Here is a 17,717-nt window from a genome sequence, read left to right as displayed (position 1 = left end):
TTTCGAGGGGAGGCGAACACGACCGCCTCCCCTTGTAGAGCGGTTGAGATAACTTACCCTCAAAAACGTTCCGGTGGAACGTTTTTGACGAAGCAATTTCTGCATTGGTTTGTGCATATTATATAATTGTCGTTTCTTTTTTGACAGACTGCGAGGGCAGGGGAGACCCTGTCCTCTTTTTTTGCAAAACTGCCTTGACAACAGGGAAAAGAAATAGTATAATTAAACTCAGATAAGTGTGAAAAGAGGACGCTATGGCTGTATATTGGATCATACTCCTGCTGTCTGCGGGACTGGGTATCCCCCTGTGCGGACTTTGCGAAAAAAAAGAGAGCAGGACAGTCCTGCTGTATTGTATTCTGGCGGGAGCGGCGCTTACTCTTATATCCGCTCTGCGCTTCGGCGTGGGCTACGATTACAACCTTTACGCAGGCTGGTACTACGATCTGAATTTCGTGGATCTTGACAGGCTTCGGGGAGGCAGGCAGGAAATAGGACTGTTCTATCCCTTAAAGCTCCTGAACATTTTCACCTCCGATTATGCGGCGGCGTTCCCCCTTATATCACTTCTGATATATCCGCCCCTTATGACCTATATATACCGTAATTCGGACAATCCCTGGATAAGCGTTGCGGCTTTTCTGGGAATGGGGCTGTTTTTTAACTCGATGAATTTTATGCGTCAGTTCATAGCGGCGGTCATTTGCGCCTTTGCCTTTGGATACGCCGTAAAGGGCTGCCGTGTGAGATATCTGCTGCTGATACTGTTTGCGGCGGCGTTTCACCGTTCTGCGCTGTTCCTGCTTCCCTGCCTTATATTCGCTTATATAGGCTGGAATATGGTTACTCTTGCAGTAACGGCGGTGCTTTCGGCAGGGGCATATGTCTTTTCCGAACAGGTACTGCGGTTTGTTACGAGATTTGTCTATTCGGGCTATAATATAGACAGCAGCAGAGATATGGTAAACGGGCTGCCGATCGCATACACCTTGATGTATGGCGTGCTTTTTGCGGCGGCGTTTGCCCTCAGAGACCGTATGAACGGCGAAAAGCGCAGTATCAATATGATAATATGGTGCTGCTTTGCCGCATTTTTCTTCGAGCTTATCGGCTCAAGATATGCCATTGTCTCAAGGCTTGCCCTGTTGTTTTTTATCCCCGGGGTGTGTCTCGGAGCGCCGAAGATCATCATTGCTCTTTCAGACATTGCCCAAAAGAAGAAAAAAGGCGCAGGAACTGCGGTGCTGATTGCGGCTGTGCTTATCCTTTCGGGTAATTATGCCCTGCTCATAAACCGGAATTATAACGGTGTTGTGCCGTACAAAACCATATTTGAAAGGACGGAAGTCAAGTGAAGCTGTCCTTTTATCCCTCCTCTGTCACCGAGGACATTGCACTTTGCCTGTGCGTTTCCTATGTATCCGCCTGTGCAGGCAGGGACGATCTTATACCCGATGAAGCGGCAGGCTTTCTGAGAGGCGGAGCGGCGGTGCTTACCCTTGTCTGCTGGTTTGCGGCGTCGTTTATAAACGGGCTGAGAATGAGGAAAAAATTTGCTCTCGGAATGTGCCTGTGGCTGGGCGTACCCACTGCGATACAGCTTCTCATATCGGAGGTAAGAGCGTTTAAATTCAGCGACATCGGGCTTGCGGCGGATAAGCTCTGTCAGATAATTTCAAGGCTTCCCTTTGCCGAGCTTGAACGGGCTATGGGAATAAACGGGAATATATTCTCCGCAATGACGGCGCTGTTTGGGCTTATGCTGTTCGGAGCGGGATATTTATATACAAAAAAGATGATACAAGGCTGTGAAAGGAACGATATATTATGAAAAAAAGCTTTTCTGTTATTGCTGCGGCTGTTATCGCCGCTTCTATGGCTGTATCCGTAAGCGCTGCGGATTACTCAACTAACCCCGGCTATACTCTGCCCCCTGCGGTGCCCTCCGCTCCTTCGGCGGAGAACAGTACTGCTCCTTCTGCAGGTTCATCTCTTGCAAATCCTCTTGAGATAATTGGCAAAAATGACATCAGATCAGCCATCGCAAAAAATGAACCTGTTTATGCTTCCTATGAGACCGCTCAGTTAAAGGCAAACGCTTTGGCAATGCTGACAGGCAGGGACGGCGGGATCCTTACCGTTGTTACAAAGCGTTACACCGCTGTTATCGACGGCGACAGCGTTACCGATGCAAAGGATATAAGCCTTGCCATAAAAATGACCAAGTCCGAGTCTCAGGGCGCAATGATACTCAGGACCGAGCAGCAGGGCTCCTTCGGCTGCACCGTTGATATCCACATCTCCTCAAAATACTACACTCAGTGCGGTATAGATCTGAAAACGGCTCACGTGTACTATGTGGACGAGAATAAAAACGTAAACGATATGGGTGCTCTTGTATTTGACAATGACGGCAATATCGTGGTTTCTATGACCTGCGGCGGCAAGTATATCATTATGTAACATTTTCGCAAAACTGCGGATATCCCCCGGGGTATCCGCTTTTTGTATTTTAGGTCAACTTTCCCTGCTTTTTTGTCAGCTATAACGATTGACAAAAAATGCGGCTTGGTGTATAATTATAAGGTGTGTTATTATATTGCCGAGGCGGAAAGGGGAGAGGATATTGATGGCGGATACGCTTGGAAAGGAACAGAACGGTTCTGCGGCCGAATGCTGTTCCCCCGCAGAAACAAAAAGAGCCTACGAGTTCTTTAAACGAGCTGCGGATATCCTTCTGTCCTTTATCGCTTCTCTTATAATTCTCATTCCCTGTGCAGTCATTGCTCTGCTTATTTTCACAGAGGACGGCGGCCCTGTTATTTACGCACACAGCCGTGTGGGACGAGGTGGGAAGCCTATCAAGGTCTACAAATTCCGCAGTATGAAAAGTGACGCCGACGATATGGGAAAATATCTCACTCCCGAACAGCAGCAGGAGTTCAAAAAAGAATATAAGCTGAAAAACGACCCCCGTGTCACAAAAATAGGCAGGATACTTCGCAGGACAAGCCTTGACGAGCTGCCGCAGATATTTATGAATGTTCTTATCCTGGGAAATATGTCTGTGGTGGGGCCCCGCCCCGTGGTGACGGATGAGACATTGCTCTACGGAGAGGCAAGAGAGGCTCTTCTTTCCGTAAAGCCGGGGCTTACAGGATATTGGGCGGCATATGCGGATAAAAATACAAGCTATGAAAACGGCTCCCGTCAGAAGATGGAGCTTTATTATGTAACTCACAGGTCGGCTGCTCTGGATATAAGGATAATATTCCGTACCGTTATAACCGTTATCGACAGGATACGCTCAAAATGATCGGCTGAGGAGTACTGCATATGAAAACGGAACTGCATATCCATACCGCATATTCCTGCGACAGCATTTTGAGCATAAGGCTGCTTGCTCTGATGTGCAGACTCAGATCCATCGACTGCATAGCCGTCTGCGATCATAATACCATCTCGGGAGCATTAAAAGCAAAGCAGTATTTTAAGAAATATCATATCAGCGTTATCATAGGAGAAGAAATATTTACAGCCGACGGGGAGATAATAGGGCTGTTTTTAAACAGTGAGATACCCGCAGGTCTCTCTTCCGGAGAAACAGCGGAAAGAATAAAGGCTCAGGGCGGCATTGTGTATATTCCCCATCCCTATGACGAAAAAAGATATAAAACAGTTCTTAAAACAGATAAAATAAAAGAACTTGCTTCGGATATTGATCTTATTGAAATACACAACGGAAGGAATATGGAAAACAGTTTTTCGGAAAAGCAAAAAGAAACAGCAGACAAATTTACCGACCCTGCTCATACCGCTCGTGTCGCAGGCAGCGACGCTCACGCCTGGTTTGAAATAGGGAGAAACTTTATGTCCTCCGAAAGCTATGATACAAATTCCCCCCGGGCATTTAAAGAAGCTATGCTTTCTGCTGTCAGAATAACCGTTCCCTGCCTGCCGCTTTCGCATTTCCATACAAAAATGGTGAGGCTTCTCAAGCTGCTTCTGAAAGGAAATTTCAATGAACTTTATAGAATTATCCGCAGAAAATGCGTCAAGGGAAACAAAAAAGTTAGCTGACATCATCAGACAGCAGTATACCCCCGACGCAGTCGTTTTTGTTGCCAAAGGCGCATACCGTATAGGACTTGAGTTAGGCGAGATTTTTGATGTCCCCGTTCTTGAGATATTTGCCGAAAGGAAACACAGCGCTCTGAAACGGTTTGCTGCACCCCTGCTGCAGATATTGCCCCGAAAGCTTAAATTCATAATGAGAAATATGGAGATAAAAAAGGGTACACACAAAAATGAGCCTGACAGAAATGTGTTCTGGGGAAAAATACCCGAGGAAGCACGGGATATCAGCTTTAAGAATATCCTGCTTGTTGATGATTCCTGCGATACAGGCAATACTTTTATACAATGTATCGTAGAAATAAGGAAACAATTTCCCGAAGCCGAAATAAAAACAGCGGCAATAAATGTTTTTTCCGTTTCACAGTGGATCTTCAATACAGATTTTTATATCTATACTGACCATATCATTTCCGGACCCTGGTCGAATGATTCTCCCGAACACAAAGCTTTTATCTGCGGATACAACGAGAAATTCGGCAAATGATACGGCTGCTTAACTCAGAATGAAAGCGAGCTTCAGAACGTAATGAATGAAAATTCTTCCATAGATTTTGTTATGATCTGGGTGGACGGCTCAGACCCCGAATGGCTTGCCCAAAAGGCGGAATATGCTCCTCCCGTTAATACCGATTCCCGTCCCGAGCGATACCGTGACTGGGGACTTCTTCCATACTGGTTCAGAGGGGTGGAGAAGTTTGCACCGTGGGTAAATAAGATACATTTTGTGACCTGGGGGCATATCCCCAAGTGGCTCAATACCTCTCACCCGAAGCTCAATATTGTCCGTCACGAGGATTATATCCCCGAAAAGTATCTGCCCACTTTCAGCGCCAATCCCATAGAGCTTAATCTCCACAGGATAAAGGGGCTTTCGGAGAATTTTGTCTTTTTTAACGATGATATGTTTATAACCGCACCTGTTTCAAAGGAGGATTTCTTTAAAAACGGTCTGCCCTGCGACAGCGCCGTTCTGAATGTTCATTGTTATGCCCCGAGCCTGCCCATTCAGATGATAGCGATAAACGATACAGGTCTTATAAACGAGCATTTTGATATAAAAGAGACTATAAAAGCCGCCCCTATGAAATGGCTTTGTCCTTCATACGGAAAGCTGCTTATGAGGACCTTACCCCTTATGTTCTGTCCAAGATTTCCGGGATTTTATCAGCCCCATCTGCCGTCCTCACTTAAAAAGTCCACCATTGAGGCGGTCTGGAATGCCGAACCTGAAGCTCTTGACAGGACCTGTATGAATAAATTCCGCTCGGCTTATGATGTCAATCAATGGCTTTTCCGAGAATGGCAGCTGGCAGGGAACCGTTTTGCTCCCAGAAGCATCGGGGTCGGAAGAGCTTTTTATCCCGACAGAGACGGCAAGGGCGAATTTGCACGTGCGGCGGAATATATTTCAAAACGCAGAAAAAAGCTTATCTGCATAAATGACTGCAAGCTTACAGATAATGAGTTTTCAGAATATTCACAGCTTCTTGCAGACGGATTTGAAAAGTCGCTGCCCGAAAAATCGACCTTTGAGCTGTAAGTGAAAGGAAAAGCTTATGCCTCTTGTTTCAGTAATAATCCCGGTTTATAATGTTGAAAAATATCTCACCGCTTCGGCAGAAAGCGTTATGGCTCAGACGGTGACTGATATTGAAATTATTCTGGTGAACGACGGCTCCGCCGACAGGAGCGGTGAGATATGCAGGAAGCTTGCGGAAAAAGACAGCAGAATAAGAGTGATAGATAAGGCAAACGGCGGAGTTTCTTCGGCAAGAAATGCAGGGCTTGAAAGCTCCCTTGGGGAATGGATCTATTTTATGGATCCCGACGACCTTATTGAGCCTGATACCCTTGAGTGCGCTTTGAAAAAGGCAGAAGAAACAGGCACGGACGTGTGTCTGTTCGATTATGACAGGATATATGAAAATGTCACAAAGATAAACCGCACTCTTGCCGATAAGGACGAGCTTGTAAATGATACGAACTGTTATCGGGCTATGTACAGCTTTAATTATTTTGGAAGCGTATGTTTTATGATAATTAAAGCAGAGCTGATAAGAGGCAAGGTCTTTTTTGATGACAAAATAAACATAGGCGAGGATCAACTGTTCAAATTTGAGTGCTTTTGCAGGCTAAAAGCTTATTCCTATGTACCGCAGGTCAAATATCATTATATTATGAGAGATGGCTCTGCAATAAACAGCTGCAGAAAAGATTACGCATCAGCTGCGGATCTTATCTATGAAGGAATGATGGCGGTCAAGGAAAAATATGATTTGCCGGAATATGCGGATAAATATATCAATTCGGTGTACCTTAAATTTTTTTATCTGCTTATTATGAATACATTTTCTGCAAAGAATAAAATGGGGCTGTCCCGTAAGCTTGATATTATAGAGAACTTTGTTAATACCGAGAGGTTTAAGGCTGCTGCAAAAAACAACGACCCCTCAGTGAACGGCAAAGCTGTTAGGATACATAAAAATTTCAAAAGAAATTTTTGGATAATAAATTATCTTGTTTATCTGATCTCGGTTTGTAAAAAATCAAGAAACAAGCCTGCGAGACCCAAAAACTGACGGTAAGATCCCGGGCAGATCAAGAACATATACTGTGCATTGGCAGAGGAGTGATATGCATAAGTGAAAATATTTGAAAAGCAATGGGCGCTGACATTGCTGCTGCTGCCTTTCTTTAAGCTGCCGGTATTTGAGCATATAGTCAGCCTGCATATTATAGATACTGCCTTTGATATGGCAAAGATAATTTCATTCGGCGTGATAATAGTATTATATTTTAAATGCAGAAAAATAAGCCCCATTATTATAAGCATAATTTTATATGAGCTGTCGCTTTTCTTTTCAACAGTCATTAACAGCGGAAATTACTGGAAACTGGCTGTTTCCTGCGGAACGGTGGTAAGCTTCTGTATGATAACCGAGCTTGCAGTCAAGAAAAACAGCAAACTGTATTTCAAAACCATCCTTGATATATATATACCGCTTGCAGTTATAAATCTGCTGACAATAGAATTATTCCCCGAGGGGCTTGCACGAGATGAATATTACGGAAACGTACTCTATGTCATCGGTATACGCAACGGACTTCCGCCTGTGCTTATACCGCTTATGATATACGGCTTTGTATACAGCTCTATGAAAGGGAAAAAATTTACGGGAGCAACTCTTTTTTTTACTGCGGTGGTTTCCGTTTCAATACTTATAACCTGGTCGGCAACAGGCGTGGCAGGTCTGTTTATGCTTCTTTTCTTTGCTCTGTTTATTTACAGGAAGAGCATTGCGGGCGTGTTTAACTCTCTTGATCTGTATGCAGTGTATGTGTTGTTATTTCTCGGAATAATTGTTTTCCGGCTTCAGTCGGTATTTGCATTTATTATCGAAGACCTGCTTCATAAAAATATCACGTTTACAGGCAGAACGGATATATGGGATATTGCAATAATGCTTATAAAACGATCCCCCGTTTTCGGATACGGCGTTTATGAAGGACACGGACTTATTTTTACAAGAGGACAGTATTATTATTCTCACAATGCCGTTCTTGAGGTGCTTCTGCAGGGCGGTGTGGTATCTCTGTTCTTTTATGCGGCGATATTCGGAATAGCGGCTGCGTCGCTTTATAAAAACAGGAAATATCCCGTATCTCAGATAATCACTTTCGGCATTTTTACCATTTTCGTAATGATGCTTATGGAGGCATATTCCAATATCTGGATATTTGCATTGCCCGTTGTTGCCTGCTATGTCCCCGAGATAGCAGCGCAGTCGGATAAGGCACCCGAAAATACCGAAAGCGATGTTCCCCTTCGCAGGCGTTATATCCACTACCGCCTGAACCGGCGTTAAAACGGAGAACTGCTATGACACGAACACAAGCTTCTCTGAAAAATCTCATTACCGCCTTTATCGGTCAGGCTTTGGGAATACTCATAAACTTTATAGCAAGGCGTGCGTTTCTCGACTGCCTTGACGAGCAGTATCTGGGCATAAGCGGACTTTTTTCAAATATCCTTACCGTTCTGTCTCTGGCGGAGCTGGGAGTTGGCTCGGCTTTGACCTTTGCCCTCTACAAGCCTCTGGCGGAGAATGATATCCCTCTCATAAAGTCTCTTATGCGCTTTTACAGACGGGCGTATAATGCTATTGGTACGGCGGTGCTTGTCCTGGCGGTGCTTTTTGTTCCGGTGTATCCGTGGTTTATGGACGAGGTGCCCGATATCCCCCACCTTACGGCAATATATCTGCTTTACGCCGCAAATACGGGAGTTTCCTATTTCTTCACCTACAAGCGTTCTCTGATAATATGCGACCAGAAGCGGTATGTGGCAACAGCGTATCACTACAGCTTTTATTTAGCACTGAATATGGCTCAGATAGCCGTGCTTTACGCCACAAGAAATTATCTCCTGTTTACCGCTTCACAGCTTCTGTTTACCGTTTTGGAAAATATTGCCGTTTCAAGGGCGGCTGACAGAATGTACCCCTATCTTAAAGAGAAGGACGTTTTGCCCCTGCCCTCAGAGCTTCTCGGAGATATAAAAAAGAACATCAAAGCAATGCTTATGCACAAGATAGGCGGCATTGTGGTGCTGTCTACGGATAATATCCTTATCTCAAAGCTGGTAGGGATCGTTTCAACGGGAATTTATTCCAATTATTACCTTATCACCAATGCGCTCGAAAAGATCATCGCACAGGTATTTACCTCAATTACCGCAGGCGTGGGGAATCTGAACGCTGCCGACGAGGACAAGTCAAAGCTTATGACCTCATTTTATCGGGTATTCTTTATGAATTTCTGGGTAATAGGCTTTTCCTTTATATGCCTCGTGTGCCTTTTTAATCCATTTATCTGTCTGTGGCTAAAAAAGGACAGCCTTGTTTTCGGAATGGATACGGTGGTATTTATATCGGCGGTATTTTTTCTTACGGGAATGAGAAAAACGGTGCTTACCTACCGTGAGGCGGCGGGGGCATTTTATTATGACCGCTATAAGCCCATTGCAGAATCAATTGTAAATATTGTTGTTTCCGTTCTCCTTGCACGAGTTATGGGCGTTTCGGGAATATTTCTGGGCACGGTCATAAGCACTCTGACGGTCTGCATTTGGGTGGAGCCGTATGTGCTTTTTAAGCACGTTTTCAAGTCAAGTCCCAAAAAATATTTCTGCCGTCTCCTGCTTTACACAGCTGTGACTGTCGCTGTATGCTCATTGACCTATTCTGTCTGCGGTCTGATAAGCATAACGTCCCCCCTGTGGAATTTTATCGTGAGAGCAACAGTCAGTATATTGCTCCCAAATCTCATATTCCTTGCCCTTTTCGGCAGGACGGAGGAATTTAAATTCTTTCTGAAGCTTATACGGGATATTATTTCGGGAAAACTGAGAAAAAGTTCCTGACGGCAGGCGTATCTCTCTGTTATTTTGTCAGAGAGATACACTTTAATGTGTGATTAGTCGTAATATCCTATTTTATTCCAAAAGAGTGCCCCATTTTTTACACAGTAACCGAAATGTTATTTATCCGTCATCAATTTTGTCTTTATACGGTTGAAAAAACGGATATTTAGGTGTATAATAGTAATATTGATATTTAAAAAAAGGAATGTAATGCGTTGGTATTTTCGGATATATTTTTTCTGTTCATATTCCTGCCCCTGTTTCTTATATGCTACTTTGGGGCGTCAAAAACTAAGATAAAAAATATCGTTCTGATAATCTTCTCCCTGTTTTTCTATGCCTGGGGAGAACCTGTGTGGGTGTGCCTGCTGATTTTCAGTTCGGTATTTGACTATTTTAACGGGCGGTTTATCGACAAGCACCAAGGGGAGAAAAAAGCGGTTCTCGGCGTTGTTGTCTCCTGTGTGGTAAATCTTTCCATTTTAGGCGTGTTCAAGTACAGCGGTATGGTGGTGTCGGGGATAAACGGCTTGCTGGGGCTTTCCCTGCCCGTGCCCGATTTTCATCTGCCCATCGGAATTTCCTTCTACACCTTCCAGTCCATAACCTACGTGGTTGACGTTTACAGGCAGAAAGCAAAGGCACAGAAGAATTATTTCGGATATCTGCTGTATCTGTCAATGTTCTTCCAGCTTGTGGCAGGTCCTATCGTAAGATACAGCTCTGTTGCACGGGAAATTGAGAACAGAGACATCAAGATAAGCGAGTTTCATCATGGCATTAACCGCCTCATTTTTGGTCTGGGCAAAAAGGTGCTTATCGCAAACTCTATGGGTATGCTTGCCACCGAGCTTCTCACCTTTGACAAGGCACCCTCCTCCGTTCTTGCGGCGTGGGCAGGCGTTATAATGTATTCGCTCCAGATATACTACGATTTTTCGGGCTATTCGGATATGGCGATAGGTCTCGGAATGATGTGCGGCTTCCATTTCCCCGAGAACTTCGAGCACCCCTATGTTTCCTCCTCCGTCACCGAGTTCTGGCGCAGGTGGCACATTTCTCTCGGAACATTTTTCCGTGACTATGTTTATATCCCCCTTGGCGGAAACAGAAAGCACCAGCTTTTAAACATCGCCATTGTATGGTTCTGCACGGGACTGTGGCACGGCGCAAGCTGGAATTTCATCATCTGGGGACTTTATTTCGGCGTTCTTCTGGTTATCGAGAAAACCTTCTTACTCAAAGTCCTTGACAAGCTGCCTAAATTCTTCGGACATCTTTATCTTATCATTGCAGTCATATTCGGCTGGGCAATTTTCTATTTTACCGATGTATCGCAGCTTTCCTCCTGCCTCGGGGCAATGTTCGGAGCAAACGGTCTTGCTCTTACGGATATCCTTACGGTTTCAAAGCTCAAGGGCAGCCTGTGGCTCATAATTATTGCGGTTATCCTCTGTATGCCCGTTTACAGCTATGTTTCTAAGGTGGGGGAGCGGCTTGCTATTCAGTCAAAGGCAAAATTTATTTTTGTCAGCGTTGTTAAGGTCGCTGTTCTCGGACTTATTATGTTCCTGTCGGTGATCTCACTTGTGGGTGATACCTATAATCCCTTTTTGTATTTCAGATTCTGACAATCTCTGTATTGTTCTTTATAATTTCTGATTTATTCGATATTATTTAAAATTATCAAAGTAATATTGATTTTAAAGAATAAAGAAAAAATAATAAAGAATAAATTATAAAGAGATATGGGACAGTTATTTATTTTGGAAAATACAACTATGAAAGGAAGATATCATTGACTCTGCTTATAGTTGACGCTCAGAGGGCGATAACAAACGAGACATTATACCGCTTTGAGGAGTTTGTATCAAATGTAAAGCTGCTTATTGACACTGCCCGCAAATGCAAATTAGAGGTCATCTATATCCGTCACGACGACGGAGCGGGAGAACCTCTTTCAAAGGGAAATGAGGGCTTTGAGATATATGACGGGTTCAGACCCGCCGAAGGCGAAAAAATATTCGACAAGACCGTTAACAGCCCCTTCAGAGATACCGGACTGACGGAATATCTTAAAGGAAAAAATGAGACCGAGCTTATCATTGCAGGGCTCCAGACGGATTACTGCATTGACGCCGCCGTAAAATGCGGCTTTGAACACGGCTTTCATATCATTGTTCCCGAATATTCAAATTCCACCTTCGACAATGAATTTATGACCGCCGAGGAAAGCTATAAATATTATAACAGGTTTATGTGGAGCGGAAGATATGCCGATTGTATATCTATGGAAGAAATGCTTTGTATTATGGATATGAAAAAAGCAAGCTTTTCCGTATAGTGACAGAGGAGAACGTAAGATGAAAAAAGCATTATTGGTAATAGATATGCAAAATGTATGTGTCGGCGAAAAACACGCAGCATACTTTAAATACGATAACGGTCTGATAAATAAAGTTAACGATGTTATTGACGCAAACCAAAACAATACGGTGGTTTACATCAGGAACATAATGAAGAAAAATCTTCTGAATAAGCTGGCACCCTTTCAGGCGTATGAGGGAACAGAAGAAGCCGAGCTTGTCGGTGGGCTTCATATTGTGTCCGATAACATATTTACTAAATATGAGGGCAATGCATTTTCTAACCCCGAACTTAACGCTTTTCTGAAAGAAAATCAGATAGAATGTGTGGAAGTTATAGGAGTAGACGGGGGAGGCTGTGTTGCGCTGACTGCTTTGGGAGCTGTTAAAGAAGGATATAAAGTGACAGTTAATGAAACAGCCATCGGAACGATGTTTGATAAAAACAGGGATAAATATTTTAAAAAATTAAAAGAAGCAGGAGCAGGATTTGTTTGATAAGCCCCTATTTATTAGGATAACAATGAAAGGCAATACAATGGAAGAAAAGAAAAAAGCGCCCCAAAAGGTCAAAAAAACATACAAGCCTCAGCCCGTTTCAAGAAAGAAACGGCTTACCGAGGCGGAAAAGGTATATAAGTCCCGTCACGCCGTGTTTGAAAGAGTGAGCATAGTTCTTTTTCTTGCGGTGCTGTTTTTTACGGGGCTTTGCCTTGTGTTCCTGAAACGCCCCGATTTTTCCGAGTCGGAGAAGCGTGAGCTGGAAAAAAAGCCCGAGCTTACCATACAAAGCTATCTTGACGGCAGCTTTGCGTCTCAGTTCACTGCTTATTTTTCCGATACGGTTCCTTTTCGTGAGGAGATCGTGGAATTAAACGCTAAGTATGATAGCATTAAGGGCATAAGCGCACCCAAATTCTACGGCAATGTAAATGTTGTAGCCGATGATGACGGAAATCTTATCGGCGAGGAAACAACGGCTGCCGTTACCGAAACACAGCCTGCCGTTTCCGAGACATTACCCGGTGAGACAGCTTCCGAGGGCGATGTGACACCTGCCGTTTCCGAGACAACTGCTCCCGAGACCACCGTTTCCGAGACCGAGACGGAGGAAGAGGAGGAAGTGGAGAATATTGCCGATTTTGCAAACAACGGCATTGTTGTGGACAGCGTTAAAATGTACGGTGATAATGCGGGCGTTATGCTCTTCGGCGGCAACAAGAAGATGGGCACACGCTATGCCGAGCTTATAAGCCGCTACAAGGAGGCTATGGGGCCCGATGTGAATGTGTATAACATTGTTGTCCCCACATCTGTTGAGTTTTATCTTCCCAAGAAATTCCAGAAGTACAGCTCTTCCGAAAAGGACGCCATCGAGCATATCTACAACAGTTACACCGCCGATGTTATCCCCGTTGACGCTTATTCGGAAATCGCTGCTCACACCGATGAATATATCTATCTGAGGACCGACCACCACTGGTCTCACAGAGGTGCATACTATGCCTATGCCGCACTTGTGAAGGCAATGGGCGAGACTCCCAAGGACATTGACAAGGATTACGAGGTGCGGGAAATCGACGGATATGTAGGCTCTCTCTACGGCTACACCAACGACCCCATTCTGAAAAACAGCCCCGAGCTGTTCACCTACTACAAGCCCAAGTCCAACTACAAGACCTATTACTATGATTACGACACCTTAAAGCCCAAGGGAGAGGGTACGCTGTTTTACGACAACGTAAGCCCCGGCTATGCATACGGCGTGTTTATCGGTTCCGACGCTATCCACACTCAGATAGTCACCGAGAACAACACGGGCAGAAAGGTATGCGTATTCAAGGAGTCCTACGGAAACGCTTTTGTTCCCTATCTTGTGGACAGCTTTGACGAGATATATGTTATTGATATCCGCTATTTCGGCAGAAATGCTGTTGAGTATATGAAGGAGAAGGGCATCACAGACGTTATATTCATAAACAACGCTTTTGCCGCAAACACAAGCTCTCTTATTGACGGCATTGAGAAGCTGTACACCAATCCCTACGGCACTCTTGACGATGAAAAGATAGCCGCTGTTCAGCCCTATTATGCCACATCGGAGACAACAGTTCCCGTAACTGCCGCAGCTGAGGCGGATAATGCTCCTGCAGAACCTGCTTCTCCTTCGGAGACAGCGGCTCCCGTTCAGAGCGGCGAAACGCCCGTTAATTCGGACAATACGGACGGAAACGGGGTGAGCGGCTGATGTACGCTGACTGCCACATTCACACAAGCTTCTCGGGAGACAGCGATACTCCCCCCGGGGAGCAGATAGAAAAGGCAATTTCTCTCGGAATGAAGCGGATATGCATTACCGACCATCACGACTATGACGTGGTTTCGGACATTGATTTTAACCTTGATTTTCCGAAATATTTTGAGGAGATGTCAAGGCTGAGAGAAGAGTACAAGGACAGGCTTGATATATGCATAGGCGTGGAAATGGGCTTACAGAACCGTATTTCGGGATATCTGGAAGAACTGTCCCAAAGCTGTCCTTTTGATTACATCATCGGCTCGGTGCATTTCGTGGACGGGCTTGACCCCTATTATGACGAGTATTTCGACACCCACCGTGAAAACGCATATGAGCGCTTTTTTGAAGTCACTCTGAAAAGGATAAAGAAAATAAGCTGCTTTGACTCTCTGGGACACCTTGACTACATTGTCAGATACGGCAAGAAACGGGGACTGAACTACTCCTACCGGGAATTTGCGGAGTTTATTGACCCTATTCTGAAGGTGCTTATCGAAAAGGGCAAGGCTCTTGAGTGCAACACAGGCGCACTTGCGAGAGGTATGACCGAGACTAACCCCTGCAAAGATGTATTTCTCAGATACAGAGAGCTTGGAGGCGAGCTTGTTACTCTCGGTTCGGACGCTCATTCTCCTGAAAGTATGGGTATATGCTTTGACAGGGCGGGGGAAATGCTCAGAGACTGCGGATTTAAGTATTATGCGGTTTATCGGGGAAGAAGGGCGGAGCTTTTAAGGCTGTAAGAATAAAAAATCCCGCTTGACAAAAGCAGGGCGATATGCTATAATATAAAAAAGAAGCAGCCGTATAGACGGTGTGCCTCCGAGGAACGATTTATGTCTCTAACGTGATGTTAGAAACCGACCGCTCAAGGTAGGAACTTGGGCGGTCAGTCTTTTAATACAAATCGACATTAGAAATTGTACTTGAAGCCTTGCAAAAGCTTGCATATACGGCTTTTGCAAGAGCTGAAAGTCAACAATTTCAATGTCGATTTGTATATTGCGTCTGTAATTCAGAATATCTATAATAAGGCGTATCACCTCAACGACAAGCGTTGATAACGCACATATTTCAAGTATCGTCATACTTCTGCACCTCCCTCCCATTGGATTTTGCGAGGGGAAAAGAGGAGACATCACCGCCTACCGTTTTATAAGAAAGCTTTTGGCTTTCTTACGTGGCTGCTTCAATTTGGTACGATATGTACCGATTTTATTATACATTTTCCTACATATTTTGTCAATTACAATTCGGTTACAGTTTACGATCTGCCGTTCGGAGATATCCGGGCGGCTTTTTTTATCTTGACACCCAAAAGGTATTATGGTAAAATTAAATAAAAGAACTGTGAACAGAAATCGTGAGGTGAGCTATTATGACGGATATGAAGGACTGTCCCCCATATCTGCGTGAATATATTTTCTATCTCAGGGTCATAAAAAACCGCTCGGAAAAGACCATTGAGTCCTATTACATCGACCTGCGGCTTTTTCTGCGGTACATCAAGGAAAATATGATGAACGCAAAGGGTGATGAGCTTGATGTTATTGCCGATGTGCCATTTTCAAAGGTGGCGGACATTACCCTGGCGGACGTTTACGAATATCTGAACTACTCCGCCGAGGAACGGGGCAACAACGACAAGACCCGTGCAAGAAAAATTTCCGCCATCAAGGGATTTTACAAGGCTTTGTGCAATAATAAGCTTACAAGCTTTCATCTTGAGACAAATCCCGTTGAGGCACTTGATGTTCCCAGCCCCAAAAAGGCGCAGCCAAAATACCTTGGTCTGGACGAGAGCAGAAAGCTCCTTGAAAATATAAGCCCCGCCGAGGATCATTACGAGCGGGATTTCTGCATTCTTATGCTTTTTTTAAACTGCGGAATGAGACTTTCCGAGCTTGTGGGGATAAACATTCAGGACATCGACCTTGACGACCGCACCCTGAGACTTCTTGGCAAGGGCAACAAGGAGCGCATTATCCACATAAACAACGGCTGTGAGGAAGCAATAAGGCAGTATCTTGCTGTCCGTCCCGAGGCTCCCACCGAAGCGCTTTTCCTCTCAAAGCGGAAAACACGCATAAGCAACAGGCGTGTGGAGCAGATAGTTACGGAAGCTCTTGAGCGGATAGGCATGGGGGGCAGAGGACTTTCCACCCACAAGCTGAGACACACTGCCGCCACACTTATGTATCAGTACGGAAATGTTGACCCTATGGTGTTAAAGGAGATCCTCGGTCACGCCAGCGTTTCCACCACCGAGATATACACTCATCTCACCAACGAGAACGTGAGAACGGCTCTTGAGTCCAATCCTCTTTCGGACGAGGGCTTCAAGATGAAACGGAACAAATAACAACCTATGAAAGGAGATCGCTTATGAACTTTATCAAATCCGAACACTCATTTATAAGCTCCAACAAGGCAGACAGGATAGCATACTATATTTATACCCCCAAGGAGGGAAAGGCAAAGGCGCTGGTGCAGATATGCCACGGTATGTGCGAATACGTACAGCGCTACGAGCATTTTATCGACCACCTCTGCAAAAACGGCTATGCGGTCATTGCCCACGATCAGCTTGGTCACGGAAATTCTGCGGCTGATGAGTATGACCTGGGCTATTTTGCTCTTGACAACGGCTGGATATGCCTTATCAAGGATATGCGCCACGTTATGCTTATCGGCAGGCAGATGTTCGGCAATATCCCTCATTTTATTATCGGTCATTCTATGGGTTCACTTGTTACACGCTGTCTGCTGGCAAAATACAGCTCGGACGTTGACGGTGCGGTACTTCTCGGAACGGTGGGAAACCACCCTGCGGTACACGCAGGAATTATCCTTGCTGACAGGGAAATTATGCTCCACGGTGTAAAGAGCCGTTCAAGAAAAATAAACAGGCTGCTTTTCGGAATGTCAAACGCCCGTATTGCGGACAGGCGGACGGAATTTGACTGGGTATCACGTGACGAGCAGGTGGTTGCGGATTACTGCGGCGACAAAAAGTGCAATTTCATTTTCACCGCTTCTGCATTCCGTGACCTGTTTATGCTCCTTTTGTACTGTACCTCAAGGTCGTGGTACGGCAAGGTGAGAAAGGACCTGCCTATGCTTGTTATGAGCGGCACGGAGGACCCCATAGGCTCATACGGAAAGGGTGTTATGCAGTTTTACAGGCGGCTTGATTCTCACGGCTTCACCGATGTGCGTCTCAAGCTCTGGGACGGCTGCCGCCACGAGCTTTTAAATGAGACAAACAGGCTTGAGGTCTATGAGGATATTATAAAGTGGCTTAATGAACAAGCAGGCTGAGCCTGCAGCCACTCGTTCTATAGTTTGTTTTGGCGGCAAACTATCGGCTCGGTAACGATACAAATAAGCTGATTTGATAAATCGAAATTTGACGGTATTGTTTATTTGAGTTATTTATATGTTTATTTTACTTAACCTTGTTAGCGAGTAGGCAAAGGGACAACCTAAGGGG

17 protein-coding genes are annotated in these 17,717 nt (G+C 44.9%); all 17 read left to right on the top strand.

Features of this window, described 5'->3' with window-relative positions:
* Nucleotides 1-254 precede the first annotated feature (254 nt).
* The gene (locus ACR0QN_RS12350) at nt 255-1,355 is read left to right on the top strand and encodes an EpsG family protein (RefSeq protein ID WP_432651520.1); all 1,101 of its coding nucleotides are present in this window, start codon (nt 255-257) and stop codon (nt 1,353-1,355) included.
* Nucleotides 1,352-1,831: a hypothetical protein gene (locus ACR0QN_RS12345; RefSeq protein WP_432651519.1), complete on the top strand. Its 480-nt coding sequence runs from the start codon at nt 1,352-1,354 to the stop codon at nt 1,829-1,831. The genes ACR0QN_RS12350 and ACR0QN_RS12345 overlap by 4 nt, the downstream gene beginning before the upstream one ends.
* Nucleotides 1,828-2,463 (top strand): hypothetical protein, encoded by a 636-nt coding sequence (locus tag ACR0QN_RS12340; protein ID WP_432651518.1) that lies wholly within the window; start codon nt 1,828-1,830, stop codon nt 2,461-2,463. Before ACR0QN_RS12345 ends, ACR0QN_RS12340 begins: the two co-directional genes overlap by 4 nt.
* Before the next feature lie 166 nt (nt 2,464-2,629).
* Nucleotides 2,630-3,316 (top strand): sugar transferase, encoded by a 687-nt coding sequence (locus ACR0QN_RS12335; RefSeq protein WP_432651517.1) that lies wholly within the window; start codon nt 2,630-2,632, stop codon nt 3,314-3,316.
* A gap of 20 nt (nt 3,317-3,336) precedes the next feature.
* Nucleotides 3,337-4,080 (top strand): PHP domain-containing protein, encoded by a 744-nt coding sequence (locus ACR0QN_RS12330; RefSeq protein ID WP_432651516.1) that lies wholly within the window; start codon nt 3,337-3,339, stop codon nt 4,078-4,080.
* Nucleotides 4,022-4,621: a phosphoribosyltransferase family protein gene (locus tag ACR0QN_RS12325; protein ID WP_432651515.1), complete on the top strand. Its 600-nt coding sequence runs from the start codon at nt 4,022-4,024 to the stop codon at nt 4,619-4,621. Before ACR0QN_RS12330 ends, ACR0QN_RS12325 begins: the two co-directional genes overlap by 59 nt.
* Before the next feature lie 42 nt (nt 4,622-4,663).
* Nucleotides 4,664-5,677, top strand: a complete 1,014-nt coding sequence (locus ACR0QN_RS12320; protein ID WP_432651514.1) for a Stealth CR1 domain-containing protein — start codon at nt 4,664-4,666, stop codon at nt 5,675-5,677.
* A 16-nt stretch (nt 5,678-5,693) separates the two neighbouring features.
* Nucleotides 5,694-6,716, top strand: coding sequence for a glycosyltransferase family 2 protein (locus ACR0QN_RS12315; RefSeq protein WP_432651513.1), 1,023 nt, complete (start codon nt 5,694-5,696; stop codon nt 6,714-6,716).
* Between the two features lie 63 nt (nt 6,717-6,779).
* Nucleotides 6,780-8,003: an O-antigen ligase family protein gene (locus ACR0QN_RS12310; RefSeq protein ID WP_432651512.1), complete on the top strand. Its 1,224-nt coding sequence runs from the start codon at nt 6,780-6,782 to the stop codon at nt 8,001-8,003.
* A gap of 14 nt (nt 8,004-8,017) precedes the next feature.
* A complete protein-coding gene (locus ACR0QN_RS12305) occupies nt 8,018-9,559 on the top strand; it encodes a lipopolysaccharide biosynthesis protein (protein WP_432651511.1) in 1,542 nt (513 codons plus the stop codon).
* 215 nt (nt 9,560-9,774) lie between these two features.
* Nucleotides 9,775-11,190, top strand: a complete 1,416-nt coding sequence (locus tag ACR0QN_RS12300) for an MBOAT family O-acyltransferase (protein ID WP_432651510.1) — start codon at nt 9,775-9,777, stop codon at nt 11,188-11,190.
* Between the two features lie 167 nt (nt 11,191-11,357).
* On the top strand, nt 11,358-11,903 hold the full coding sequence (locus tag ACR0QN_RS12295) for a cysteine hydrolase family protein (RefSeq protein WP_432651509.1): 546 nt from the start codon (nt 11,358-11,360) through the stop codon (nt 11,901-11,903).
* 19 nt (nt 11,904-11,922) lie between these two features.
* Entirely contained in the window at nt 11,923-12,423 is a 501-nt protein-coding gene (locus ACR0QN_RS12290) for a cysteine hydrolase family protein (protein ID WP_432651508.1), read from the top strand.
* A gap of 40 nt (nt 12,424-12,463) precedes the next feature.
* The gene (locus tag ACR0QN_RS12285) at nt 12,464-14,173 is read left to right on the top strand and encodes a DHHW family protein (RefSeq protein WP_432651507.1); all 1,710 of its coding nucleotides are present in this window, start codon (nt 12,464-12,466) and stop codon (nt 14,171-14,173) included.
* Nucleotides 14,173-14,967 (top strand): histidinol-phosphatase HisJ family protein, encoded by a 795-nt coding sequence (locus tag ACR0QN_RS12280; RefSeq protein WP_432651506.1) that lies wholly within the window; start codon nt 14,173-14,175, stop codon nt 14,965-14,967. The genes ACR0QN_RS12285 and ACR0QN_RS12280 overlap by 1 nt, the downstream gene beginning before the upstream one ends.
* A gap of 635 nt (nt 14,968-15,602) precedes the next feature.
* Nucleotides 15,603-16,586, top strand: coding sequence for a tyrosine recombinase XerC (locus tag ACR0QN_RS12275; RefSeq protein ID WP_432651505.1), 984 nt, complete (start codon nt 15,603-15,605; stop codon nt 16,584-16,586).
* Between the two features lie 23 nt (nt 16,587-16,609).
* A complete protein-coding gene (locus tag ACR0QN_RS12270; protein ID WP_432651504.1) occupies nt 16,610-17,545 on the top strand; it encodes an alpha/beta fold hydrolase in 936 nt (311 codons plus the stop codon).
* Nucleotides 17,546-17,717: the final 172 nt, after the last annotated feature.

Source organism: Huintestinicola sp. (assembly GCF_050874005.1).
Taxonomy (GTDB): domain Bacteria; phylum Bacillota; class Clostridia; order Oscillospirales; family Ruminococcaceae; genus Huintestinicola.
This window is presented reverse-complemented; position numbering and strand designations above follow the sequence as displayed.

Bases quoted from the DNA above. Each gene is read 5' to 3' on its own strand.
- ACR0QN_RS12270 (WP_432651504.1), top strand. From the start codon at position 16,610: ATGAACTTTATCAAATCCGAACACTCATTTATAAGCTCCAACAAGGCA.
- ACR0QN_RS12340 (WP_432651518.1), top strand. From the start codon at position 1,828: ATGAAAAAAAGCTTTTCTGTTATTGCTGCGGCTGTTATCGCCGCTTCT.
- ACR0QN_RS12285 (WP_432651507.1), top strand. From the start codon at position 12,464: ATGGAAGAAAAGAAAAAAGCGCCCCAAAAGGTCAAAAAAACATACAAG.
- ACR0QN_RS12320 (WP_432651514.1), top strand. From the start codon at position 4,664: ATGAATGAAAATTCTTCCATAGATTTTGTTATGATCTGGGTGGACGGC.
- ACR0QN_RS12275 (WP_432651505.1), top strand. From the start codon at position 15,603: ATGACGGATATGAAGGACTGTCCCCCATATCTGCGTGAATATATTTTC.
- ACR0QN_RS12330 (WP_432651516.1), top strand. From the start codon at position 3,337: ATGAAAACGGAACTGCATATCCATACCGCATATTCCTGCGACAGCATT.
- ACR0QN_RS12305 (WP_432651511.1), top strand. From the start codon at position 8,018: ATGACACGAACACAAGCTTCTCTGAAAAATCTCATTACCGCCTTTATC.
- ACR0QN_RS12290 (WP_432651508.1), top strand. From the start codon at position 11,923: ATGAAAAAAGCATTATTGGTAATAGATATGCAAAATGTATGTGTCGGC.
- ACR0QN_RS12350 (WP_432651520.1), top strand. From the start codon at position 255: ATGGCTGTATATTGGATCATACTCCTGCTGTCTGCGGGACTGGGTATC.
- ACR0QN_RS12325 (WP_432651515.1), top strand. From the start codon at position 4,022: ATGAACTTTATAGAATTATCCGCAGAAAATGCGTCAAGGGAAACAAAA.
- ACR0QN_RS12280 (WP_432651506.1), top strand. From the start codon at position 14,173: ATGTACGCTGACTGCCACATTCACACAAGCTTCTCGGGAGACAGCGAT.
- ACR0QN_RS12315 (WP_432651513.1), top strand. From the start codon at position 5,694: ATGCCTCTTGTTTCAGTAATAATCCCGGTTTATAATGTTGAAAAATAT.
- ACR0QN_RS12335 (WP_432651517.1), top strand. From the start codon at position 2,630: ATGGCGGATACGCTTGGAAAGGAACAGAACGGTTCTGCGGCCGAATGC.